Genomic DNA, 24,131 nt, shown 5'->3' on the forward strand with positions numbered 1-24,131 from the left:
CCCGCCCCGTCGACCCTCTTGGCGATGTCGTCTGCGTCGGCGACCGACACATACGTCGTCCAAACCGGGGGACCGGGGCTCTGCTGGGGCCCGTAGCCGGCGACCAACTTCTCGCCCTTCACGAAGAAGCCGTACCCTCCGGTCTCCTCGGCGGGTCCCGCGTCGCGTGCGCCCCAGCCGAACAGCCGACCGTAGAACCGCTTCGCGTCTTCCACGTCGGTACCGATGTCGACCCACGACGGCGTCCCCGGTGCGTAGTGCGCTCGCTCGGGCATGGCTGCTCCTCTCGACTCGACAGACGGACGCACACTATCGGTGGCGACCCGCGGCCCGAAGTCGCCAACCAACTGGCCGCACGGGGAGCGAGCGGCCGCCGACTCGTGCCGGCGGGGCGGGGTCAGCGCGGAGCCCGCAGGCGCACGCGACAGGCCATGCTGTGGTGTCCCCAACTGACGAGGAGGGCACCATGGCCGAGAACCAGTACGACGCAATCGTGGTCGGAGCGCGCTGCGCCGGGTCTCCCACCGCGATGCTTCTCGCGCGCAAGGGGTACAACGTGCTCGTCGTCGACCGGGCGACGTTCCCGAGCGACACGATGTCGACCCACATCGTCCACCCGCCCGGAGTGGCGGCGCTTCGCGAGTGGGGACTGCTCGAGCGGCTCACGGCAACCGGTTGTCCGCCGATCGACACGTACGCGTTCGACTTCGGCCCGTTCTCGATCTCCGGAGGCCCGGGGACAGCCGACTCCCCTATCTCGTACTGTCCTCGACGCACCGTGCTCGACAAGTTGCTCGTCGACGGCGCGTCCGAGGCAGGGGCGGAGGTCCGCGAGGGTTTCACCGTCGAGGACGTCGTCGTCGAGGAAGGGCGCGTCACCGGTGTCCGCGGCCACGCCAAGGGCGGCAAGACCGTCACCGAGCAGGCCAACGTGGTCATCGGAGCAGACGGCCGCAGCTCGCTCGTCGCCCGAACGGTTCGTCCCGAGCAGTACAACGAGAAGCCGCAGATCCTGTGCGGCTATTACAGCTACTGGAGCGGCTTGCCCATGGACGGCCGCTTCGAGGTCTTCATCCGTCCCGACCGCGGTTGGGGGGTGGCGCCCACCCACGACGACCTACGCTCGTCGTCGCAGGTTGGCCGTTCGCGGAGTTCGATGCGAACAAGAGGGACATCGAAGGCAACTATCTCCGGATGTTCGATCTGGCGCCGGAGTTCGCCGACCGAATCCGCGGCGCCAAGCGCGAGACCCGGCTCCTCGGCACGGCCGTGCCCAACTACTTCAGGAGGCCCTTCGGGCCCGGCTGGGCGCTGGTCGGCGACGCCGGCTACAACAAGGACTTCATCACTGCCCAGGGGATCAGCGACGCCTTCCGCGACGCCGAGCTGTGCGCGACGGCGCTCGACGAGGCGTTCTCCGGCGCTCGCGACTTCGACGTGGCGATGGGCGCGTACCAGTCCACGCGTGACGAGCACGTCCTGCCGATCTTCGAGTTCACCTGCCAGCTCGCGACGCTCGAGCCGCCACCGCCCGAGATGCAGCAGTTGCTGGCGGCAATGCACGGCAACCAGGAGGCGATGGACGGGTTCGCGCGGGTGAACGCCGGAGTGACGTCGCCGGCCGAGTTCTTCTCCGAGGAGAACGTCGAACGCATCTTCGCCGCGGCCGGTTGAGTCGAGGGCCCGATCGTCGTTCCCCGACGATGACCGCGCTGCAGGGGTCGGTCGTCCGACTGAGGTCGGCCACGAGGGCCGACATCCCCGACCTGGTGAAGATCCGCCGGACGCCGCAGGTCTACGAGCACTGGCGCGGCGGAGACGACATGGTCGCGGCCGTTGAGGAGGACTTTGCCGAACCCGGGAGCACCTCGTATGTGATCGAGCTCGATGACCGTGTCGTCGGCTGGATCCAATGGCAGGCCGAGGAGGAGCCCGACTACCGGCACGCGAGCATCGACATCTACGTCGACCCCGCGGTGCACGGCCGCGGCGTCGGTACCGACGCGGTCCGGACACTCGCGCGGCACCTCTTCGTCGATCACGGCCACCACCGGCTCGTGATCGATCCCGCCGCCGACAACGCGGCCGCCATCCGCGCCTACACGAAGGTGGGCTTCCGACCGGTCGGCATCATGCGACGCCACGAGCGCGGGGTCGACGGCACCTGGCACGACAGCCTGCTCATGGACCTTCTGGCCGACGAGCTCGTCGACGAGCGCGAGTAGCCGCCCGCGGACGACCGGCACCGGTGCCAGAGGGGCGGTGTGGCACCCTGGCGCCATGTCGGACGCATCCGGCGCCATCGAGTTGACCGCCGTCGAAGCCCGCGTGCTCGGCGCGTTGCTGGAGAAGCAGCTCGCGACGCCCGATGCCTACCCCTTGACGCTCAAGGCCGTGATCGCGGCCTGCAATCAGACGTCGAGCCGCGAGCCCGTCGTGAGCTACGAGCCGAACCTGGTGGAGACGACGTTGCTCGCCCTGAAGGCCAAGGGTCTGACGCGGGTCGTCCACCCGGGATCGGGAGAACGGGCCACGAAGTACCGCCAGGTGGCCGACGAGGTCCTGCGCCTGGGGCCCCCCGAGCGGGCGCTGCTGTGCGTGCTGCTGTTGCGCGGCGCGCAGACGGTGGCGGAGCTCAAGGCTCGAACCGAACGGCTGCATGCGTTCGACTCGCTCCGCGACATCGAGTCCGTCCTCGACGCCCTGACGCGCCGCGACCCTCCGCTGGCGGCCCGGGTCGACCGGCTCCCGGGTCAGAAGGAGGACCGGTGGATCCAGCTGCTCGAGACGGGAGCTGCGGAGCGGGCGGCGGCGAGCGCGCGGGTGCGGGTCACCCCGTCGGTTCGAGGCGGGGGGCGGGTGGAGGAGCTCGAGGATCGCGTCGGCGTCCTGGAGACGCGTCTCGCGGCTCTGGTCGAGGCGCTGGGCGACCTGGTCGCGCTCCCCGACCTCGACGGCGAGCCCTCCCAAGAGCGGTAGCGCTCACCCGACGGGCGCGCGGGAGAAGGGTGGCGCATCACGAGCGATCCGTCGCGAGGCGGCGGCGCAGCTCCACGTAGACCGCGGTGCCGACGACAGCCTCGAGCTCGTCGCCCAGGGAGTCGAGCACCGGCCGGTCGCCCACGTAGGCGGATGTGCCCTCGGTGCAGCACCATGCCATCGTGTCGCCGTCCTCACCCCAGTCGCGGCGCGCCCACCGCCTCACCGTGGCCACCTCGGTACCGTCGGCCCCCGGCTCCCAGTCGACCTTGATGGGCAGCTGCCAGCAGACCGACGGCTTCCAGTGGACGGGCGACTCGTCCGCGTCGATCGCGGCCAGGTGCAACGCGCAGCCGGGACCGCCGGCGAAGCCGGGTCGATTGAGGAAGATGCACGCGCCGTCGACCACTAGGGTGTGGAGGCGCGAGGCATCGCTGAAGATGCCGTCGCGGGCCGCCTCGGCGTGATGCTCGAAACGAGCGGGTGGCAGAGTGGCGGCGAGCGCGCTGATCATGCGGGCCTCGTCCTCGTCGCCGAGGTCGGCGCCGATCGAGCAGCACCCGTGGCCCAGGTGCTCGGCCGGCTCGGGGAGGATGCCCTGACAGCCGCGACCCCAGATGCACCTCCAGTTGGAGGTGAGGAATGCCCTGTCGAAGCGCCAGACGGTGTCGCCGGCGTCGATCTCCTCGACCAACGAGTCCACACCGCGGGAGCGTAGGCCCATCTCCGCCCCGAGCCGTGCGGGTCGCCAAAGCCACGCGGCGGTGCCATTCTGGCGACCCCCGGCCCGAGCGAGGTCGCGATGCACCGCACCGGAGACCTGGAATAGCCGAGAGAGCTCGTGCCCCTACTTGCCTTCGTCGTCTCCGTGATCGCCGGGCTCGGCTCGCTCCCTGCGACGGGTCGTCCTCCGCCCGCAGTGCTCGTTCTCGTGCCCGACCTCGCATGGGTGAACGCCCCCGCGGGCATGGGCGGCTATGCGAAGGCGAACCTCACGTTGGCTTCCGCGCGACGTGACGCAACGGTGGCCGACGCATATCTCACGATCGGCAAGGGCGCGCCGTCGGCCGCGCCTGCGTCGGGGGTCGGGGCCATCGCACGTGCCGGGCGGGGTATCCGACTGCGCGACTGGCGCGCGCTCCAGCGCCACGATGCGACGCTCCACCGGACGGGCCGGCTCGGGGCCCTCGGCGACGCGCTCGACCGCGCCGGCCGGCCATGGTTGCTCGTGGCCGACGATCCCCGGGCCGCGGCCGCGGTCGCCAACCGCCGAGGGGTCGTGCATCGGGCCGCGTCTCACACGGTGCCGGCGCTCGAGCAAGAGGTCGCGACCGGAGCGGTCGCGCTCGTCGTCGAGGTCGGAAGACCCGAGCTCCCGACGGTCCTGCGCGCCGCCACGAAGCGCTGCGTCGTTGTCGTGAGCGTGTCGTCTCCTGCTGCCAACGCGCACCTCGGCGTCTTCGCTGCGTCTCCGCGGTGCGAGTTGGGCAACCGCAGCGTTCGATCGCCGTCGACCCATCGCCGCGGGCTCGTCACGCTCTCCGACGTCGCGCCGACCTTCCTCACGGCCGCGCACGGCCCGCGCCCGCGGTCGGTGATCGGTGCCTCGGTCGACGCGGACACGGGCGGATCGGTGGGCGCATTGATCCGCGCCGACCGACGAGCCGTCACCGGCGACCGGGTTCGCACCGACCTGATCTACCTCTTCGCCGTGCTGAGCGGCCTCGGAGCCGCGCTCATGATCTGCGTGTCACGTGCTCGCGCGGTCGTGGCGTTCTTTCTGCTGGCCATCCCATCGGCCAGCTTCCTCATGATGCTCTTCCCCTGGTGGGAGCGGGGTCTCACCGGCGCGGTCGCAGTCGGGGGTGGTCTCGCCGCGCTGATGGCCGTCATGGCGGCGTGGGTCGGTCGACGCGACGTGCGACTCGGAATCGGCGCGCTCACGGCTACGGTGGCCGCGGTCGTGGCAATCGACGCAGGTTTTGGCGGTCGACTCGAGGTCGATGCGCCCTTCGGCAACTCGTCGACCGGAGGAGGTCGTTTCTTCGGCGTCGGCAACGTCGGGTTTGGGTTCCTCGCGGCCGGGCTCATCGTCGTGTGCGCCCTGGCGCTCGATCAATGGGGGCGCCGGGCCGTGCCCTGGGTGGTCGCCGCCCTGGCGGTGGGTCTCACCCTGAGCGCCGGGCCCTGGTTCGGCGCCGACGTCGGCGGCCTGCTCACCGCGATGCCGGCGTTCGGCGTCCTCGTGTTCGGCTACCGAACCGGTCGACCGGCACGGCGCAACGTCCTCGCGACGCTCGCCGCCACCTTCGGGGGTGTGCTGCTGCTCGTCGCCGTCGACTCCTGGCGGGCACCGAGCGGCCAGACTCACCTGGCGCGCGCCCTCGGGGGCGACCCGGCGGGGCTGATCCTGCGGAAGGTCGAGGCTGCCGCAGGCAACATCACCAACCCGATCGGGTTGTTGATCGTCGTCGGCTTGATCGCGCTGGCGGTCGATCACCCCCGGTTGGCGGCCCGTCCCGCGTTGAGGGCGGCGGCGTGGGCGTTGCTGGTGGCCGGTCTGCTCGGCTCTGCGGTCAACGACTCGGGGCTGGCGGTCGCGGGAGCGGTCATGGCCATCGCGTGGCCCGCGTTCTTCCTCCTCGGGCCGGGCAACGAGCCGAGCATCGAACGGCTCAGGCAGCGCCGGTCGCGCGCCTTGGCGGCGCATCCATGAGCACGAGCACGCTTTCATCCACGCGGGCCGCCCCCCGTCGCGGGCTGCCGGCGCGACTCGTCATAACGCTGATGGCGCTGGCCCTGGCGCTGCACCTACCGGGCCTCGTGCTACGACTGTTCAACTCCGACGAGGCGAGCATCGCCACGATGGCGATGGTCATCAACCACGGCGGGACCCTCTACCACGAGACCGCGGACCGAAAGCCGCCCGCCGTCCCGTATCTGTACGCAGGTGTCTTCGCGCTGACCGGAAACCACGACCTGCGGCCCGTCCGCGCCTTGGGCGCTCTCGTGCTCGGTGCTACGGCCGTGCTCCTCGCGGCCGAGGCGCGCCGGCGCTACAACAGCGATCGAGTCGGGTTGTGCTGTGGTGCGTTGTTCCTGCTCGCGTACGTGATCGTCTTCCCGGCCGACTCGCAGGCGGCGAGCTTCGAGCTGTTCATGATCCTGCCCGTGACGGCTGCGGTGATCGCCGCGACGCGGGGCCACCCTGTTTCAGCCGGGCTGTGCCTGGCGCTCGGATTCCTTTGCAAGCAGACCGCGGCGACCGCGTTGGTGCCCATCGCCTACGTCCTCTACATGTCAGGAGGGTGGCGAGCCGTCGCCCGGGCCGGTGTCGCCGCGTGCGCGCTCGTCACGCTCACCGCGCTCGCCTTCGGCCCGTCCCAGTTCCTGCTGTGGACCGTCACGGGCAACGGCGGCTATCTCAGCGTCGGCGGGTCACTCTCGTCGAACCTCCTGCGCGGGCTGGGGATGACCGGAGCGCTCGTCGGGCTCGAGATCGGCATCGTCGTGCTGAGCGTGCGGGCGTGGCGGGGCCGGTTGGCGGCGCCCGAGCTCTGGCTGTGGGTCGCCAGCGCGGCCGTCGGCGTGGTGGCCGGGCTGCGTTTCTTCGGGCACTACTACCTCGAGCTCCTCGCGCCGCTCAGTCTGATCGCGGCGCCCGCCGTCATCGCTCTCGCGTACCGGGCCCGGCAGGTGGCCTTCGCCGCGATCGTCGTGCCCGCCCTCGGTGTCACCGTTGCCGGGTTCGTGCCCACGGGTGACGAGGGCATTCAGCGCTTCCCGGCCGTGGCCCAGCGGGTGAAGGCGATCACCAACGCCGACGACACCCTCTTCGTCTGGGGCCAGCTACCCGAGCTCTACTGGGCCGCCGACCGCGAGCCGGCCACCCGCTTCATCCACACCGGCTTCCTGACCGGGAACTCCGGCGAGCGGCCCAACGGGAGCGGCCGGCCCTCCGACGGCATCCCCGGGGCATGGACGATGTTGGCCCGGGACCTGTCGACGCGACCGCCGGACCTGGTCGCGGACGTCACGCATGCGAAGATCCGCGGCTCGCAGTACTACCCGCTCTCGACAACCCCCTTGTGGCGAACGATCGCACGGGACTACCAGCTGGTCGCGACGGTCAACGGCGTGCGTCTCTACCGGCTCGACCGCGGAGACGGGCACGCGTCGTTCGCAGCCGCTCCGCTCGCCGTGCCCCCGAGATGAGCCGTCCCCGGCGGCGTTACCCTGTGCACAACGGGGCCGGAGCGTGGAAGGGGGTCGGGTGCAGCCAAAGCGAATCGGGATCCTGATCGTCGCGTACAACGCCTCGTCGACCCTCGCCGAGGTGTTGAACCGCATCCCGCCGGAGTTCCGGACCCGTGTATCCGACGTGCTGGTGTGCGACGACCACAGCGACGACGCGACCTACCTCGTGGGTCTCGGCTACCGGCAGCTCGTGCCCGACCTCCCGCTGACGGTCATCCGCCACGACCGCAACCTCGGGTATGGCGGCAACCAGAAGGCCGGCTACCGCTGGGCGATCGAGCACGACCTCGACATCGTCGTGCTCGTGCACGGCGACGGTCAGTACGCGCCTGAGCTCCTCCCGGAGATGGTCGCGCCGCTGGAGCGCGACGAGTGCGACGCGGTCTTCGGGTCGCGCATGATCGACCGTGGCGCGGCGCGGCGCGGCGGCATGCCCCTGTACAAGTACGTCGGGAACCGGATCCTCACGACGGTTCAGAACGCGATGGTCGGCACCGACCTCAGCGAATGGCATTCCGGCTACCGCGCCTACAGCGTCGCCGCCCTGCGCGACATCCCGTTCGAGCGCAACTCCGACGGGTTCGACTTCGACAGCGAGATCATCGTGCAGCTCCACGAGGCTTCGAAGCGGATCCGCGAGATCCCCGTCCCCACCTATTACGGCGACGAGATCTGTCACGTCGACGGGCTGGCGTACGCCAGGGATGTCCTCGTCGACACGACGCGGTACCGGCTCCACCGCATGGGGTTGGGCTCGGGCGAGCTGGCGTTCGCGAGCGAGGCCTACGAGCTCAAGGTCGACCCCCGCAGCTCCCACGGGCGCATACTCGCCTGGCTCCGCGATCGTCCCCCCAGCCGCGTCCTCGACCTGGGCTGCTCGCACGGTGTCCTGAGCGAGCAGCTGCGGGAGATCGGCCACCACGTCACCGGCGTCGACCTCGTCGAGCACGACGGGGTGCGGGCGCGGGTCGACAGGTTCGTCGCCGCCGACCTCAGCCGCGGCATCCCCGCCGAAGTCGGTGGCGACTATGACGTCGTCGTGGCCGCCGACGTGCTCGAGCACGTGCGCCACCCCGAGCGCCTCCTCGCCGAGGCCCAGCGCTGCCTCCGGTCCGGAGGGTCGGTCGTCGCGAGCGTCCCGAACTTCGCGCACTGGTACCCGCGGATGCGCGTGACCATGGGCCGGTTCGACTACGACCGGCGCGGCATCCTCGACCGCGGCCACATGCGCTTCTTCACCCGGCGCAGCTTCGAGCGCATCGTGGCCGAGCAGGGCCTCACCGTGCACCGGCGGGCGCCGGTGGGCATGCCGCTCGAGATCGTCGACCGCGGCCGCGACCGGGACGACCATGCCTCGCCCCGGACGGCCGTCGACGCGCTCCAACGCATCGACGCGATGACGCTCGCGGTGCGGCCCACGCTCTTCGCCTATCAGTTCGTCTACGAGCTGCGCCCGACGATCGGCCCCTCGGTCGAGCTTCGCGATGCGGACGCGACGCGCCCCGTCGTGGAACCGCTCACGGCCGTTCGCGCCTGACGCCACCGCCGTATCCTCTGCGCGTGGCTCGCGACATGGTGGCAGCGGCGCCCGAGGCGAGCCTGCCGCCGCCGCAGACCCCTCCTCCCCTCGGCCATCGCCCCGGCCTCGACGGGCTCCGCGCCATCGCCGTCGGGCTCGTGCTGCTCCATCACACGGTCGCCATCCTCCTGCCGCGGCACGGCGACTGGTTCAGCGGGGGGTTCCTTGGCGTCGATCTCTTCTTCGTCCTCAGCGGGTTCCTCATCACCACACTCCTCCTCGAGCGCAGGCAACGTAAGGAGGCGCACCCGCTGCTCTCGTTCTACGCCCGGCGGGCGTTGCGTCTGCTCCCCGCAGTTGCCGCGCTGCTCGTCGGCAACCTGGTCGTGGCCTTGTTCGAGCGGAACGGCGTCGGCAGCGCGGTCGAATCGTTCGCGGTCGTGTTCACCTACACCACCAACTGGGCCCTGCTCTACCACTTCGGAAACCTCTCGCCCAACCTCTCTCACCTGTGGTCGCTCGCGATCGAGGAGCAGTTCTACGCGGTCTGGCCGCTCGTGCTGCTCGGGACGCTGGCGCTGGGCCTGACCCGGCGCCGGCTGGCCTGGCTGTGCGTCGCCCTCGCGCTGGTTGCCGCGATCTGGCGCGCCGCGCTCTACCAGAGCGGCGAGGTCTGGCTCGTGATCTACATCCGTACCGATGCCCGTGCCGATGCCCTGCTCATTGGTGCCGCGCTCGCGCTCGTGCGGCCCGACATGTTGATCGGGCGCATCCTCCCGCGGGCACGCGGCGCGGCGGGGGCCGCGGCACTCCTCCTGTTCATCGGGGTGGCGTGCGCCGTGCACGGAGACTCGAGCAGCCTCTATCTCGGCGGCTACACCCTGGTCGCGCTCCTCGCGGGGGCACTCATCACCGTCGAGCTCGCGGGGCCGTGGGCGCTGCACCCTCTCCTCGCGTCGCGGCCGATGGTGTACGTCGGCCGTCTGTCGTACTCGCTCTACCTCTGGCACTTCCTGGTCTTCCGGGTCGTCGACGCACACGTCGCGGACTCGTCGACCGCCCTGCGGCTCGCGCTCGGGTGGGGGGTCACGGCCGCCGTCTCCGTCGCCTCGTTCCGTCTGGTCGAACGGCCCGCGCTGCGGGTGAAGGACCGAATCGGCCGGCGCGCCGGGCACTCCACGGACGAAGCGATGAGCCGTTGAGCCCCCGACCCGCCTACCCTGCTGCGCGGCCATGAAGAAGATCGGGATCCTGGTCGTCGCCTACAACGCGGCGTCGACGCTCGCCAAGGTGCTCGACCGCATCCCGCCCGACTTCAGGCCTCGCATCAGCGACGTGCTCGTCTACGACGACAACAGCAGCGACGCCACGTACCTCGTGGGGCTCGGCTACCAGACGCTCGACCCGGGGTTTCCGCTGACGGTGATGCGCCACCCCGAGAACCTCGGGTACGGCGGCAACCAGAAGGCCGGCTACCGGTGGGCGATCGAGCACGGGCTCGACATCGTCGTGCTCCTCCACGGTGACGGCCAGTACGCCCCGGAGCAGCTCCCGGCGATGGTCGCGCCACTCGAGCGCGGCGAGTGCGACGCGGTGTTCGGATCGCGCATGCTCGTGCCCGGCGGGGCGCGGGCCGGCGGGATGCCGCTCTACAAGTTCGTCGGCAACAAGGTGCTCACCGCCTTCCACAACGCGATGGTCGGCCTGGAGCTGAGCGAATGGCACTCGGGCTACCGCGCCTACCGGGTGGCGGCGCTCCGTGACATCCCGTTCGAGTCGAACAGCAACGGCTTCGACTTCGACAGCGAGATCATCATCCAGCTGCACGAGTCGGGGAAGCGCATCCTCGAGATCCCGATCCCCACCTTCTACGGAGGCGAGATCTCCTATGTGAACGGGCTGACGTACGCGCGCGACACCGCGGCCGAGGTCGCCCGCTACCGACTCCACAAGATGGGGTTCGGCACGGGTGAGGCGGCGTTCGCGAGCAACGACCACGAGCTGAAGCAGGGCGAGGACACGTCGGACGGGCGCATCGTGACGTGGCTGCGCAGCCGCAGCCCTGCCCGCGTGCTCCACCTGGGATGCTTCGACGGCTCCCTGAGCGCGCGCATCGAGAAGCTCGGGCACGAGGTGACCGGCGTGGAGGGCGAGGAGCTGGGCCAGGTGCGCGAGCGGGTCCATCGCTTCATCCGGGCCGACCTCGACGAGGGCATCCCCGGCGAAGCGGGCGGCGGCTACGACGTCGTGCTGCTGGCCGACGCCCTCACACGGGCGCGCCGGCCCGAGCTGCTGCTCGCGCAGTCCCACGGCGTCCTCGGGCCGGGCGGCACCGTCGTGGCCTGCGTAGCGAACTTCGGACACTGGTACCCGCGAAGCCGGGTGGCCCTCGGCGCCTTCGACTACGACCGTCGAGGCATCCTCGACAACCGGAGCGTGCGCTTCTACACGCGGCGCAGCTTCGAGCACCTGACGGCCGCGCAGGGGTTCCGGGTCCGCCGGCGTGAAGCGCTCGGCCTGCCCGTCGAGGTGCTGCGGCGGGGAAGCCGGCGGGCAGGAGCGCCGATGGGCAGGACCGGAGCCTTCCTGCAGCGGGTGGGCAGCCTCGGCGTGGCGCTGCGGCCCACGCTGTTCGCCTACCAGTTCCTCTACGAGCTCGCCCCCACCGGCGAGCGGGCCCCTATTGGGGAACGACCACTTGACGTATAGTCGAGTCGCGCCCGGGGGGTCCGAAAATGCCCGATCCGGGTGGCGCGAGCCTCGCCCGTGCTGTTCCGGAAGGATTTGCCAATGGCGTCACAGAGTGACCGCTCACCTGTCTGCCTGATCCGAGCGCCAACGGTCGAGACGTTCCGGTTCGCGACGACGTCGATCACGCCGCCCCTGGGGCTCGCCTTCATCGCCGGCGCGCTGGAGTCCGCCGGCGAGCAGGTGATGTTCATCGACGCGGTCGCCGAGGCTCCCGAGACGTTCCGCCGCTACTTCAAGGGCTACCTGCTCGGGCTGCCGTACGAGGAGATCGCCCAGCGGGTCCCGGCCGACGCGAAGCTGATCGGGATCTCGGTGATCTTCACCCACGAGTGGCCGTCGGCGGTGCGGCTGATCGACGTCATCAAGGCCCGTCATCCCCATGCCCGGATCGTGCTGGGCGGCGAGCACATCACGTCGATGCCCGAGTTCTGCCTGCGCACGTCGGGCGCCGACTTCCTGGTGCTCGGCGAGGGTGAGGAGACCGTCGTCGAGCTGGTCCGCGCGCTCGACGGCAAGACCTCCCTCGACGAGGTCGACGGCATCGCCTTCCGCTCAGGCGACGAGGTCGTCGTCAACCCCCGACGCGCCCGCACCCTCGCGGTCGACGACATCGCCTGGCCCGCGTGGCACCACGTCGACCTCGACACCTACAACGAGCGGCGGTGGATGGGCGGAATGTTCACGTCCACCAAGTCGGTGCCGATCCTGGCGACCCGCGGCTGCCCCTACCAGTGCACGTACTGCTCCTCGCCCAACATGTGGACGCCACGGTGGATCCCGCGCGACCCGGCCAAGGTCGCGGACGAGATCCAGTACTACTACGAGCACCTCGGCGCCCGGAACTTCCCGTTCCAGGACCTCACCGCGATCGTGCGGCGGCAATGGATCATCGACTTCTGCAACGAGCTGCTCGATCGCAACCTCGACATCACGTGGCAGCTGCCGTCGGGCACACGGTCCGAGGCGATCGACGAGGAGGTCGCCGAGCTGCTGCGACGTACGGGCATGATCAACATGGCCTACGCGCCGGAGTCGGGCTCCGCGGAGACGCGGGAGCTGGTCAAGAAGCGGATGAATGAGGACCGTCTGTTCGAGAGCATCCGGGCGGCAGTCGTCTCCGAGCTCAACGTGTCGGTGTTCATCGTCGTCGGGTTCCCGCACGACACCGAGGCGCAGCTTCGCGAGAACCTGCCGTTCCTCGACAAGCTCGCCGAGATCGGCATCACCGACATCGCGATCGCGTTTTACATGGCGCTGCCCGGCACGCAGATCTTCAACAGCCTCTACGACAGCGGCAAGATCAAGATCGACGAGACGTACTTCCGGCACATCCTCGCCTCGACGTCGCTGTGGTCGACGTCCACGTATTGCGAGGAGCTGAGCAACATCCAGCTCACGATGTGGAAGTTCCGCTTGTTCCGTCGCTTCTACAGCCAGCGACGGGCGCGCGTGGAGTCCGACGGGCTCACCACCACCGTGCGCCAGGCGGTGGCGGCGCTGCGCGGCAAGAGCGGTGACGCCTCGAAGCTCCAGACCGCCTTCCGCAACGGCATGGTGAGCGGCCTCGAGACGGCCAAGGCGAAGGTGCGACGGGGCTGGATGACCCGGGCCGAAGAGAAGCGCATGTTCGAGTCATGGGACGGCATCTTCCGGGAGATCCGCGAGAAGAACGAGCGTGACGGCGTGCACGTCCGAGCCCCGGCCGACACACGCGAGCTCCGCGACACGAACGTGATCAAGGAGCTCAAGGCCACGCACGCGACGCGCCGTAGGATCCCGGTTCGCTCGGCCTAGCACCCAGCTCTCCATCCCATTCGCGACGACGCGAGGCGCAACGGGTCGTCTGCCCAATGAGTCGTCCGCCCTATGGAGACGCGCCGCGGTCCCTGCGACTCTCTGTGTGGCCCCGCCGTGAGCTCGTCTCGACTTCGGGGGGCGTCGATCGACGAGCTCTACGGCGGGCGCCAAACCTGAGCCTCCGCCCGGCCGAGGCTCTGCGCGCCTCAGCCGGCCAGCAGCGTCGCGAGCGCCCAGATGGCGGCGACCGCCCCGATCACGATCATCACAACGCTCCGCCGCACCGGAGCCCGCTCGAGGTCGCCGGTCCGCGCCCGATCCGGCGGACGCACCAGCGCCATCCCGTTGCCGACAACGAGCGCGCCACCGAGCGCGAGCACCAACCAGGCCAGCAGGTCGTTGCCCAGGAAGAGCTGCTCAGCCAGGAACACCGATGACCTCTGTCCGGGCCGCGCCGGCCCGTACCACCAGGAGCCCGGCCGCCACGATCAGCACCGCCCCCGCGATCGTGGCGGGCGCCGGCCGCTCGTGCAGGAACAGCCAGCCGCAGACGACCGCACCTGCCGGCTCGAGGTAGCCGAGGATCCCCGCGTGGACGGCGGGCACCCGCGCCAGCGCGGCCAGATAGAGGCTCACGCCGAGCGCGGTGTGCACGAGCCCCAGGACGAGCAGCCAGAGCCAGTCGGGCCGAGGCGCGCCCCAACCGGCGGTCAGGCCCGCGGGCAGGAGGACGACGCCGGCCACGGCCAGCTCGAGGAACGCGAGCCGCGGCCCGCCGTAGACCGCGGCCAGCGGCTTCGACACGAGGACGAGCGCGACCAACAGCACAGCCGCCAGCAACGCCAGCGCGGGACCGAGCACGCCCGCGCTCCGCACACCGGGCGCCGCCACCAGCAGGAAGCCGCCGACGGCGAGCGCGAGGGCAGTGAGGGTTCGCGGGCTCGACCGCTCGCCCAGCACGCGTGGGGCGCCCAGCGCCACGCCGATGGGCCCGAGGAACACGATCAGGACGACCGTGCCGATCGGCGCGTGTTGGAGGGCGGTGATGAACGAGAGCCAGTGCGCCGCGAGGATCGCGCCCGTGACCACCACCCGGGCGGGCTGGTGGGAGAACAGCGCCGGGCGGGCCTCGCCGCCCCCCGTCGCCAGGATGACCGCGCCCAGCCCGACCGCGCCGATCCACACGCGTCCGCTGGTGATCGCCGCCGCCGGCAGGTCGATCGCCCGGACGAGCAGCCCGATCGTCCCCCATCCGGAGCACACCACGACGAGCACGGCGGACGGTCGACGCACGGACCGAGGCTAGTGGCCGGCCATGCTCGGGTTGAATGCCACATTCCGTGACATTTCCCTCAACTTGACCACGCTCAGTGCCGAAATTTCTCGTGCGGTGTGCTTCTGCGCCGCGTTCCGGAAGGCGGGCGGGGGTCGGGGACCCTCCAACAGCAGCCGAAGCCCCAACGCTCCCGCAGGGCGTTGGACCCCCTTCACTCGGCTCCCGTCCGCCCCTTCCTCAGCCACCCGCGACGCGGAGCCGGAAGTCGTCGGCGGAGACATCGGTGCGCACCTCGACGGCCTGCTGCACGTCGGTTCCCTCGGGCCGGTGGATCTCGCGGCGCGTGGGCGCGCCGGTCGCGGGATCGAAGCAGAAGCGGGCTCGGTCGCCGTAGGGCGGGCTCGGGTAGACGCGGCGCAGGCGCAGCGCGAAGCAGTCACCGACGCGGTCCAGACCGTAGAGCGGGAGGCGGCCCGCGAAGTAGCTGCGGAGGGCGGACACCTCACGGTCCACCTCGTCGTCGTATCTGGGCGCCGGCTGGTCGGCGGCGCAACGAAAGACGCCCGTGGCGCCGGTGCCGCAGTTCACCGTGCGATCTCCGATGCGACCGGCGACGGCACCGAGCGGCCCCACGATCAGACGGTCGGGGGGCCGTTGGGCGATCCGGAGCTCGTCATCGAGACGGCCGCGTTCCGCGGTGCGCCGGGTGAACGCCATACGGACGACCCAGGTGCCTTCGCGACTCCGGCGCCATGCGTTCGCGAACGCGTCGACGGCAGCCCGTCGCGCCGCGCCCGGCACGGTGGTCCGGTCGCGCTCACCGTGCGACGCCGCGACGTCTTGGGCGGCAAGGGCTCCCGCGACCAAGGTCCCGACGAGCAGTCCGGCCACCGCGCCTGCCGCGGGGTGAGGTGACGCACGACGCGTGAGCGCACCGTACCCGCCGACGCCTACCATCGGGTGCCATGGCGTTCCATCACGTAGCCCTTGCGACCCGCGACCTCGAGGCCACCCACGCGTTCTACACCGACGTCATGAGCTTCACGCTGGTGAAGGCGGTGGCAGCCGACAGCAACGACAAGGGCGATTGGGCCAAGCACCTGTTCTACGACACCGGCGGCAACGGGCTCATCGCCTTCTGGGAGCTGCACGGCGACGAGATCCCCGACACGTGGTCGCCGGCGATCTCCACCGGCCTGGGCCTACCCGAGTGGGTGAACCACATCGCGTTCGACGCGCCCGACCTGGAGGCGCTCGAGGCCCGCAAGCAGCACTGGCTCGGCGCCGGCCTGTTCGTGGCCGAGATCGATCACGGTTGGTGCACGTCGATCTACACCACCGACCCCAACGGGATCCTCGTCGAGTTCTGCACGACGACGCAGTCGTTCACCGACGTCGATCGCGTCGACGCTGCGCGCGTCCTGGCGGAAGCCGAGCCGGCGCGCGAGGCCGCGCCCGTGGCCGCCCTCTACGACGGCCGCGTCGCGGACGGGGCGCGGGCGAACGTGCCGTAGCCGGCCGCGACCGGCGTGCCTCCCGGCTACTGGCCCGACCCCGCCGACGCGCCGGCCACGACGGCGGGACGCGAGCCCTTCACGCTCATGGCATCGGGCGGAGCCGTCGTGCGCGGCATCCTGTGGACGCCGCCCACGGGCACGTGGCGCACGGCCGTCGTGCTGGGCCATCCACGCGCCGACTTCTCGGTTCACTACGCGGCACCACTGCTCGCCGCCGCGGGCTATGCGGTTGCCGGCTTCGCGTCGCGGTACGTGAACAACGACACGGACTGCCTGCACGAGCTCCTCGTCGACGACGTCACCGCGGTGGTCGACGAGGTGCGGCGCCGCGGCGCCGAGGCCGTGGTGCTTTTGGGCAACTCGGGAGGCGGCTCGATGATGGCGCTGGCCCAGGCCCGGCACGCGGAGGGCGACGCGTTCGTCGCCCTCGCCGCGCATCCCGGCGAGGGCGTGTTCCTGCTCTCGGCCATCGACCCCTCGGTCACCGACGAGGACGAGCCCTTCTCGGTCGAGGCGTCGCTCGACATGTACGACGAGAGCAACGGGTGGCGACCCTGGCCGCAGCCGTGCTCCTACGCACCCGCCTGGGTCGAGAGCTATCGCGTCGCCCAACGAGAGCGCGTGGCCCGCATCGACGCGATCGCCCGCGGGGCCGAGGCCGAGCGGACGGAGTACCGTGCCGCGGCCCGCGCCGCCGCGGGCACACCGCAGTGGAACCACCTCCGTCGGCGGGCCGTGCACGCGCGCTACCTCACCGTGTACCGCACGCTCGCCAACCCTGCCTATCTCGACCTGTCGATCGAGCCCGACGACCGGCGACTCGGAACGATCTTCGCGTTCCCAGACCCGCTCGATGCCAACTACGGCTACGGCGGGCTGGCGCGGGTCGTCACCGCGCGCGGGTGGCTGTCGACGTGGTCGGGACTCTCGTCGGCCGCGGCTACCGCCGACACCATGCCGTTGGTGCGCATCCCCACGCTCGTCGTGCACCCGACCGCTGACACCGAGATCCGCATCCGGGAGGCGAAGGCCATCCATGCCGCCAGCGGCAGCGACGACGCCACGTACGTCGAGCTCGCGGGTGCGCCGCACTACCTCGACGGGCACCGCGTCGCGGCCGCCGAGCTGATCGTCGACTGGCTGCGGACGCGCGTGCCGTAGCGCTCGGCGCTACACGCCCCGCGCCATGTTGGCGAAGCGGGTGTAGTGGTCGAGGAACGCCAGCTGCACTGCGCCGGTCGGGCCGTTGCGGTGCTTCGAGACGATGATCTCGGCCGTCCCCCGGTCGGGTGTCTCCGGGTTGTAGAGCTCCTCGCGGTAGATGAACATCACGACGTCGGAGTCCTGCTCCAAGCTCCCGCTCTCACGGAGGTCGGCGAGCTGGGGACGTTTGTCGGCCCGCATCTCCAGGTTGCGGGAGAGCTGTGAGAGCGCGACCACGGGCACCTCGAGCTCGCGGGCGAGGATCTTCAGGCCGCGCGACATCTCGGACACCTCGACCTGCCGGTTCTCCGCGTTGTGCCGCCCGGTCATCAGCTGCAGGTAGTCGATGATGATGAGCCCGAGGCCACCCGCGCGGCTCTTCAGCCGCCGGGCCTTGGCCCGGATCTCCATCACCGTGAGATGGGGGTTGTCGTCGATGTACATCGGCGCCTCGGCCAGTCGTCCGACCGCGTGGCTGATCTTGGGCCAGTCGGACTCGTGCAGGCGGCCGTTGCGCATGCGGGTGGCGTCGACGCGCGCCTCGGCGCAGAGGAGTCGCTGCGTGAGCTCGAGGTGGCTCATCTCGAGCGAGAAGAACAGCACCGGCGTCTGCGCCTCGAGCGCGGCGTGGGCGGCGATGCCGAGCGCGAAGCTCGTCTTTCCCATGCTCGGACGGGCGCCCACGATCACCAGGTTGGACGGTTGCAGGCCGGCGAGACGCTCGTCGAGATCGGTGTAACCCGTGGGCACGCCGGTGATCGACTCGCCCCGCTCGTACAGCATCTCCAAGTGGTCGAGCTTCTGCTCGAGCAGCTCGCGCAGCGGCGCCATCGAGTCGGTGACCCGCCGTTGGGCCACGTCGAACACGAGCGACTCCGCCCGGTCGACGGCCAGCGCCACGTCGTCGGGGGGCTCGTAGCCGAGCTCGGCGATCTCACCGGCCACTCCGATGAGGCGGCGAAGCATGGCGTGCTCCTCGACGATCCGCCCGTAGCGCGCCGCGCTGCCGACCGCAGGCGTGCCTGCTTGGAGGGTGACGAGCGCCGCCGGACCACCCACCGCATCGAGCAGACCCGCCCGGCGCAGCTGGTCGGCAACGGTGACCGGGTCGACCGGCTCGCCCTGGCCGAAGAGCGCGGTGATCGCGTCGTAGACGTGGCCGTGGACCGGCTTGTAGAAGTCGTCGGCGGACACGACCTCGACGGCCGCGGCGATGGCGTCGCGACTCAGCAGCATCGCGCCGAGCAGCGACTCCTCGGCCTGGATGCTGTGCGGGGGAACCCGTCCTCCGTGCTGGCGCCGCCGCACGTCTTCGATCGACTGGACCATGTGGGCGTTCACCCTGGTGCCCCGGCCCTGGGGATCGCTAGGGGAACAAGGGTGTGAATTGCCGGTGGACGGAGCCCTCGCTTGTCCCCAGCCCGTGCACCCGTGATCCTGAGATCGAACATGCGTTCGATACTACCGGCCCTGGGCGACGACCTCCACGGTGATCTGGAACTCGACGTCGGCGTGGAGCTTCACCGGCACCTCGTGCGTGCCGAGCGACTTGATCGGCTCGGCCAGGTGCAGACGCCGGCGGTCGAGCTCGACGCCGGCCTGGGCGTGCACCGCCTCGACCACGTCGGCTGCCGTGACCGAGCCGAAGAGCCGCCCCTCGGCCCCCGCCTTGACCGCGATGCGGATGACGCTCGGGACGAGCTCGCGCGCCACCACCTCGGCCGATTCGCGGTCGCGCGCGTCCTTGACGTCGCGCGACCGGCGCATCGCCCCCGCCTGTGAGACGACGCCCTTCGATGCCACCATGGCCAGGCCCTTCGGCACGAGGTAGTTGCGGCCGAAGCCGTCGGCGACGTCGAGGACATCGCCCTTCTTGCCGACGTTGTCGACATCGGCCCGCAGCACGATCTTCACTCCGGCTCGCTCGCCGCGGGCTCGAGCTCGTCGACAGCCCCGTCACCGGAGGCGCGGTCGCCGATCGCAGGGGCGGTGGCGCCGAACGTGGCGCCGTCGCCATCGACCTCGTCGACGTCAGCGTCGTCGGCATCGATGTCGACGTCGTCGGCATCCGCGGTGGGCGCCTCGACGTCGGCGCGCGGTCCGGAGTCGCGCCGGACACGCGGTCCGGTGCGCTCGGCCACCGTGCGCTGCGTGTAGGGGAGCAACACGAGCTCACGGGCCGTCTTGATGGCCACCGCGACGTCGCGTTGGTGCTGCGCACAGTTGCCGGACACCCGCCGGGCCCGGATCTTGCCCCGGTCGGACATGAAGCGACGCAGCAGGTTGACGTCCTTGTAGTCGACCCACTCGATGTGCTCCTTGCAGAAGATGCACACCTTCTTCTTGCCGCGCCGGGCCGTGTCCTTGGGCGCCCTTCTCCGCTCGCGGTCGTTCCCACCGCCACCGCGAGCCATCAGAAGGGCTCCTCGCCGAAGTCGTAGCCGCCGGGCTCGTTGGAGGCGGGACGAGAGCCGCCGCCGCTGCGGACGTCGACGGTGTCGCCGCCCTGGGCGCCGGGACCGCGGCGATCGCTCTTCTGCACCTGGGCGGTGGCCCACCGCAGGCTGGGCCCGATCTCGTCGGCCACCACCTCGACCACCGAGCGCTTCTCGCCCTCGGGCGTCTCGTAGGACCGCTGCTCGAGCCGGCCGGTGACGATCACGCGCGCGCCCTTCTGCAGGGACTCGCTCGTGTTCTCCGCCATCTCGCGCCAGCACACGACGTTGAAGAACGAGGTGGCTTCCTCCCACTCCTGGGTCTGGCGGTTCTGCCAGCGCCGGTTGACGGCGATGCCGAGCGAGGCCTTGGCCTGGCCGCTCGGTGTGAACCGCAGCTCGGGGTCGCGGGTGATGTTGCCGACCAGCGTGATGCTGTTTCCGTTGGACATGGTCTTACGCTCCGTTCGAGTCCTGACCCGGTTCGGGCCGTGCCTCCTCACGCGCCGGGGCGCCGGGCCGAGCCCGGCCGGCGACGCGTTCGGGAAGGCGGATCACCTTGTGGCGGACGACCTCGTCCGCGAGATGCAGTGCCCGGTCGAGCTCGGTCATCACCGCCGGCTCGGCCTGCGCCTCCACGAGCACGTAGTAGCCGTCCCAGCGGTGGTTGAGCTCGTAGGCGAACCGGCGCTTTCCCCACCGGTCGACCCGATACGGGTCGCCCCCGCGGTTGCGGATCAGGTCGGTCGCGCGGTCGACGGCCGCCCGGACCGCGTCCTCCTCCAGGCTGGAGTCGAGGATGATCATGACCTCATAGGGCCGCATGCGCTGGCCGGACCTCCCTCTGGACCCGGCGGTGAGCCGGGGCCCCGCGCGGCTCGCGGAGCAGGGTCGCGTTTCGAGTGATCGTAGTCGACGCCATCAGGCACGAATGCAGCATCGCACGGGGGTACGACAGTGTTGCCGGGTCGCTTCGCTCCCTCCGGCCGGGGCCCCAACCCCGGCCTCCTCCCGAGCGTGGGGCCCCTGCCCCACGCCGGGCCGTGCCTGCCGGCTCCCTTCGCTCCTCCCGAGCGTGGGGCCCCTGCCCCACGCCGGGCCGTGCCTGCCGGGTCGCTTCGCTCCCTCCGGCCGGGGCCCCAACCCCGGCCTCCTCCCGAGCGTGGGGCCCCTGCCCCACGCCGGGCCGTGCCTGCCGGGTCCCTTCGCTCCCTCCGGCCGGGGCCCCAACCCCGGCCTCCTCCCGAGCGTGGGGCCCCGGCCCCGCGCCGGGCCGTGCCTGCCGGGTCGCTTCGCTCCCCCCGGCCGGGGCCCCAACCCCGGCCTCCTCCCGAGCGTGGGGCCCCTGCCCCGCGCCGGGCCGTGCCTGCCGGGTCGCTTCGCTCCCCCCGGCCGGGGCCCCAACCCCACGCCGGGCCGGGCCGAGGCCTCAGTTGCAGTCGCCGCCCAGCCTGAGGTGGGCACCCGGGCCCACCCCGAGGTCGCGCAACCCGCCACGCCCGGTCTCCAGGGCGTACTGAAAGGGTCGGTCGGACGAGTAGTCCGGACACGAGACGCGCTCACGACACGGCGTCATCTCGGCGCGGTCGACGAGGTTCCCGTCCGCGTCGAACCACGCGATCGACAGGGGGATCAGCGTCCCGCGCATGGTGAACGGACGCATCGCCTCGGTGGCGAACCGGAAGATCATGCCGTCGTAGCCGCCCAGGTCGCGCCGGCCCATCAAGCCGCGGCTGAGCTGTTCGTCGGTCGTCGCCACCAGCGCGCAGCGCAGGCTGCCGCTCCCCAGCTGGCCCCGCGGCTCGATCGAGAACGCCTGCTCGCCGAAGCCCGTGATCCGCGCGCGAAAGTACGGATCGGCGGGACGGTTCGCGCCCTCGACCAGGAACCAGATCACCAACCCCACGCCGAGCGCGACGAGCACACCGATGATCACTCGCCTCCTCACCGCGCCGACGCTAAGCGATCAGGCGGTACGCGGCTCGGCGCCCTGCGGAGCGCCCTGGCCGAGCGAGCGGCGCACATCGTCGCTGAGGTGGTAGCTCTCGCCGGCGTCGGGGAAGCGGCCGGCACGCACGTCCGCGGCGAAGGCCGCGATCGCGTCCACCGCATCGGCCTTGAGCGAGGCGTAGCGGCGCACGAACTTCGGCAGCACGCGGTCCTCGAGCCCCAGCAGGTCATGGAACACGAGAACCTGCCCGTCGCAACCGCGACCGGCACCGATGCCGATCGTCGGGACCGGCACCGCCCCGGTGACGAGCCGGGCCACCTCGTCGGGAACTCCCTCGAGCACGATTGCGAAGCAGCCTTCGTCGGCCAACGCGACCGCGTCGTCGACGAGCGCGCGCGCCGCGTCGACCTGGCGGCCCTGCACCTTGAAGCCGCCCATGGCGTGCACCGACTGCGGGGTCAGCCCAATGTGGCCCATCACCGGGATCTCGGCGTCGACAATGCCGCGGACCATCGGCAGTCGCTTGCGCCCGCCCTCCAACTTGACCGCCTGGGCGCCGGCTCGAACGAGGGTGGCCGCGTTGCGCACCGTCTCCTCGACCGACACGTGGTAGCTCATCCACGGGAGGTCACCGACGATCAGCGCACGCTGCTGGCCACGCGCGACGGCGCCGACGTGGTGCGCCATGTCGGCGACCGTCACCTGCAGCGTGTCGTCGTAGCCGAGCACGACCATGGCCACCGAGTCGCCGACGAGGATGATGTCGACCCCCGCCTCCTCTGCGATGCGCGCGCCGGGCGCGTCGTACGCGGTGACCATCACGAGCGGTGGATCACTGCCCTTGCGGGCGCGCACGCCCGGCGCGGTGACCGGCTTCGCCGACGGCTGGGCCGGCCTTGAAGGCTGGACTTGCCTCGAAGTCACGACGGACCTCCTACCGTCCAGCGCCTGGATGGCTGCCGGCGGCGAACAGGAGTGTACCGGCCCTCTAAGGTGCGCCGCATATGGAGCGTGTCTGTGAGAACTGCGCTCGTGACGACGACGAGCTGGTCACCGTGCACCGTGTGTACGTGACGCCGGAGACGTGGGACACGCCCGCCTACTCGCGCACCGAGCTGGCGGTCGAGCTCTGGTGCTTCTCGTGCCGTACCCAGTACCCGCACGAGCCCGTCGACGAGGGCTGAGCCCGCGCCCCACGTCAGCCCGTCAGCCCGTCAGCCCCCGTTGCGCCGACCCAGGAGGAACGTGCGCGCCAGGTGGTTCCACTCGCAGTCCGGGCACACCTCGACCACGTAGCAGCTCAGCTCGGGCGCGCTTCTCGCGAGCTTCGTGAGCTCGTCGCGGCTCGTCACGCACCGCCCGTGCGCCGGTAGGCGGGCCCCGAACGCGAACGACACCAGCACCAGCTGGCTCTCCTCGCAGATCGGGCACGTCTCGGCGGTGGCCTCACCGACGTTGCGCGCCGCCCGCAGCAGCTCGGGGTGTGCGTCGCAGATGTCGAGGCGCGACAGACGGCCGCGCTTGAACTCGGCCACCACGTGCTTGCGAGCCAGCCGGTAGTCGATCTCGCCCGGCGTGCGCCGCACACCGTCGGCGACTCCCCGGAGCGATTCGGGCCGAAAGCTCACGCTCGACAGGGTAACCCCGACCGCCTGGGTCGTCGGGGGTGGCCATCGGCGGACATCCACGCTTGACCTTCCGTTCATCTGCTGACATAGTGTGTTTCGCTATATCGAATCGATATATCACCCCGTTCCCGAACCTCCGACGCGACCCGCAGAGACGAGGACCCGCACGTGCTCGAGCTAGCCATCCTGGGACTGCTCAAGGAGAACGAGCTCCACGGCTACGAGCTGAAAAAGCGGCTCACCGACGCGCTGGGCCCGTTCTCGAGCGTCAGCTTCGGCTCGCTCTATCCCTGCCTGGCCCGCCTCGAGCGGGCGGGCGCGGTGAAGGCGGTCGAAGCCCTGACCGCGGGGCGCCCGACCACCCCGATCCCGATGACCGGCTCGATCGCAGGCGAGGCCGCCGCGTTCCTGGCCCGGCGCCAGGCGCTACGCCCGGGCGGGCGCAGCCGCAAGGTGTACGGCATCACCGAGCAGGGGGAGCAACTGTTCGCCGACCTGCTCGCGGCCGAGTCGGTGGGAGGCGACGACGAGCGCGCGTTCAACCTGAAGCTCGCCTTCGCCCGCTACCTCCCCCGCGAAGCCCGCCTCCGGCTCCTCGAGCGCCGGCGGGACCAGCTGGTCGAGCGCCTGGCCCGAGTCCGCAACAGCGGCCTCACCCGGCGTGACCGCATGGACAGCTACACCCGCTCGCTCTACGAGCACGGAGCCGAGTCCATCGAGCGCGACATCTCGTGGCTCGACTCTCTCGTCGCATCAGAACGGCAGACATCGGAACAGCAGACGGAACTCTCAGAGGAAGGACGCTGACGTGACCCCCC

At 71.0% G+C, this 24,131-nt stretch carries 22 protein-coding genes and 3 pseudogenes; 12 read left to right on the plus strand and 13 right to left on the minus strand.

The features are described from left to right. On the minus strand, positions 1–275 hold a 275-nt coding region (locus tag E6G06_04650), incomplete at its 3' end, for a VOC family protein (GenBank protein ID TML92689.1). Positions 276–466: 191 nt separating this feature from the next. Here E6G06_04650 and E6G06_04655 point away from each other — a divergent pair. The 3 genes and pseudogenes from E6G06_04655 (at position 467) to E6G06_04665 (ending at position 2,979) form a co-directional block, all read left to right on the plus strand. After that, positions 467–1,674, plus strand: a pseudogene (locus tag E6G06_04655) (NAD(P)/FAD-dependent oxidoreductase). 29 nt (positions 1,675–1,703) lie between these two features. Then, the gene (locus tag E6G06_04660; protein TML92690.1) at positions 1,704–2,225 is read left to right on the plus strand and encodes a GNAT family N-acetyltransferase; all 522 of its coding nucleotides are present in this window, start codon (positions 1,704–1,706) and stop codon (positions 2,223–2,225) included. Between the two features lie 55 nt (positions 2,226–2,280). Continuing rightward, the gene (locus tag E6G06_04665) at positions 2,281–2,979 is read left to right on the plus strand and encodes a DUF480 domain-containing protein (protein ID TML92691.1); all 699 of its coding nucleotides are present in this window, start codon (positions 2,281–2,283) and stop codon (positions 2,977–2,979) included. 37 nt (positions 2,980–3,016) lie between these two features. Here E6G06_04665 and E6G06_04670 read toward each other — a convergent pair whose 3' ends face one another. Next, the gene (locus tag E6G06_04670; protein ID TML92692.1) at positions 3,017–3,682 is read right to left on the minus strand and encodes a hypothetical protein; all 666 of its coding nucleotides are present in this window, start codon (positions 3,680–3,682) and stop codon (positions 3,017–3,019) included. A gap of 515 nt (positions 3,683–4,197) precedes the next feature. On the opposite strand from E6G06_04670, the pseudogene E6G06_04675 reads away from it, so the two are divergent. The 5 genes and pseudogenes from E6G06_04675 to E6G06_04695 all read left to right on the plus strand — a co-directional run bounded on the left by E6G06_04675 (position 4,198) and on the right by E6G06_04695 (position 13,300). Then, positions 4,198–6,348, plus strand: a pseudogene (locus E6G06_04675) (glycosyltransferase family 39 protein). Between the two features lie 670 nt (positions 6,349–7,018). After that, positions 7,019–8,773 carry a methyltransferase domain-containing protein gene (locus tag E6G06_04680; protein ID TML92693.1) on the plus strand — a complete coding sequence of 585 codons (1,755 nt, stop codon included), beginning with the start codon at positions 7,019–7,021 and terminating at the stop codon, positions 8,771–8,773. 23 nt (positions 8,774–8,796) lie between these two features. After that, positions 8,797–9,957, plus strand: a complete 1,161-nt coding sequence (locus tag E6G06_04685) for an acyltransferase (protein TML92694.1) — start codon at positions 8,797–8,799, stop codon at positions 9,955–9,957. Positions 9,958–9,988: 31 nt separating this feature from the next. After that, positions 9,989–11,464: a glycosyltransferase gene (locus E6G06_04690; protein TML92695.1), complete on the plus strand. Its 1,476-nt coding sequence runs from the start codon at positions 9,989–9,991 to the stop codon at positions 11,462–11,464. An 81-nt stretch (positions 11,465–11,545) separates the two neighbouring features. Continuing rightward, entirely contained in the window at positions 11,546–13,300 is a 1,755-nt protein-coding gene (locus E6G06_04695) for a B12-binding domain-containing radical SAM protein (protein ID TML92696.1), read from the plus strand. Between the two features lie 209 nt (positions 13,301–13,509). Here E6G06_04695 and E6G06_04700 read toward each other — a convergent pair whose 3' ends face one another. From E6G06_04700 to E6G06_04710, 3 genes are all read right to left on the minus strand, one after another. Continuing rightward, positions 13,510–13,734: a hypothetical protein gene (locus tag E6G06_04700; protein TML92697.1), complete on the minus strand. Its 225-nt coding sequence runs from the start codon at positions 13,732–13,734 to the stop codon at positions 13,510–13,512. Further along, positions 13,721–14,596, minus strand: a complete 876-nt coding sequence (locus tag E6G06_04705) for a hypothetical protein (GenBank protein ID TML92698.1) — start codon at positions 14,594–14,596, stop codon at positions 13,721–13,723. The genes E6G06_04700 and E6G06_04705 overlap by 14 nt, the downstream gene beginning before the upstream one ends. 220 nt (positions 14,597–14,816) lie before the next feature. Continuing rightward, a complete protein-coding gene (locus E6G06_04710; protein TML92699.1) occupies positions 14,817–15,470 on the minus strand; it encodes a hypothetical protein in 654 nt (217 codons plus the stop codon). A gap of 74 nt (positions 15,471–15,544) precedes the next feature. On the opposite strand from E6G06_04710, the gene E6G06_04715 reads away from it, so the two are divergent. Then, on the plus strand, positions 15,545–16,093 hold the full coding sequence (locus E6G06_04715; GenBank protein ID TML92700.1) for a VOC family protein: 549 nt from the start codon (positions 15,545–15,547) through the stop codon (positions 16,091–16,093). A 15-nt stretch (positions 16,094–16,108) separates the two neighbouring features. Then, positions 16,109–17,257 carry an alpha/beta hydrolase gene (locus E6G06_04720; protein TML92701.1) on the plus strand — a complete coding sequence of 383 codons (1,149 nt, stop codon included), beginning with the start codon at positions 16,109–16,111 and terminating at the stop codon, positions 17,255–17,257. 9 nt (positions 17,258–17,266) lie between these two features. Here E6G06_04720 and dnaB read toward each other — a convergent pair whose 3' ends face one another. From dnaB to panB, 7 genes and pseudogenes are all read right to left on the minus strand, one after another. Beyond that, the gene (gene dnaB, locus E6G06_04725; protein ID TML92702.1) at positions 17,267–18,628 is read right to left on the minus strand and encodes a replicative DNA helicase; all 1,362 of its coding nucleotides are present in this window, start codon (positions 18,626–18,628) and stop codon (positions 17,267–17,269) included. Positions 18,629–18,760: 132 nt separating this feature from the next. After that, on the minus strand, positions 18,761–19,213 hold the full coding sequence (locus E6G06_04730; GenBank protein TML92703.1) for a 50S ribosomal protein L9: 453 nt from the start codon (positions 19,211–19,213) through the stop codon (positions 18,761–18,763). Between the two features lie 236 nt (positions 19,214–19,449). Continuing rightward, positions 19,450–19,713 (minus strand): annotated as a pseudogene (rpsR, locus tag E6G06_04735) (30S ribosomal protein S18). Then, complete coding sequence (gene ssb / locus E6G06_04740; GenBank protein TML92704.1) at positions 19,713–20,186, minus strand: single-stranded DNA-binding protein; 474 nt, start codon at positions 20,184–20,186, stop codon at positions 19,713–19,715. The pseudogene rpsR and the gene ssb overlap by 1 nt, the downstream one beginning before the upstream one ends. A gap of 4 nt (positions 20,187–20,190) precedes the next feature. Continuing rightward, a complete protein-coding gene (gene rpsF, locus E6G06_04745; GenBank protein TML92705.1) occupies positions 20,191–20,559 on the minus strand; it encodes a 30S ribosomal protein S6 in 369 nt (122 codons plus the stop codon). A 604-nt stretch (positions 20,560–21,163) separates the two neighbouring features. Beyond that, positions 21,164–21,682: a DUF192 domain-containing protein gene (locus E6G06_04750; GenBank protein ID TML92706.1), complete on the minus strand. Its 519-nt coding sequence runs from the start codon at positions 21,680–21,682 to the stop codon at positions 21,164–21,166. A gap of 18 nt (positions 21,683–21,700) precedes the next feature. Continuing rightward, positions 21,701–22,609 (minus strand): 3-methyl-2-oxobutanoate hydroxymethyltransferase, encoded by a 909-nt coding sequence (gene panB, locus E6G06_04755; protein ID TML92707.1) that lies wholly within the window; start codon positions 22,607–22,609, stop codon positions 21,701–21,703. A gap of 80 nt (positions 22,610–22,689) precedes the next feature. Here panB and E6G06_04760 point away from each other — a divergent pair, with 80 nt between their 5' ends. After that, positions 22,690–22,869, plus strand: coding sequence for a hypothetical protein (locus E6G06_04760; GenBank protein TML92708.1), 180 nt, complete (start codon positions 22,690–22,692; stop codon positions 22,867–22,869). A 30-nt stretch (positions 22,870–22,899) separates the two neighbouring features. Here E6G06_04760 and E6G06_04765 read toward each other — a convergent pair whose 3' ends face one another. Further along, entirely contained in the window at positions 22,900–23,250 is a 351-nt protein-coding gene (locus E6G06_04765; protein ID TML92783.1) for a hypothetical protein, read from the minus strand. Positions 23,251–23,481: 231 nt separating this feature from the next. On the opposite strand from E6G06_04765, the gene E6G06_04770 reads away from it, so the two are divergent. Further along, on the plus strand, positions 23,482–24,120 hold the full coding sequence (locus tag E6G06_04770) for a PadR family transcriptional regulator (GenBank protein TML92709.1): 639 nt from the start codon (positions 23,482–23,484) through the stop codon (positions 24,118–24,120). The last annotated feature ends 11 nt before the right edge of the window (positions 24,121–24,131 follow it).

The sequence above is a fragment of the Actinomycetota bacterium genome (genome assembly GCA_005888325.1).
Classification (GTDB): Bacteria; Actinomycetota; Acidimicrobiia; order Acidimicrobiales; family AC-14; genus AC-14.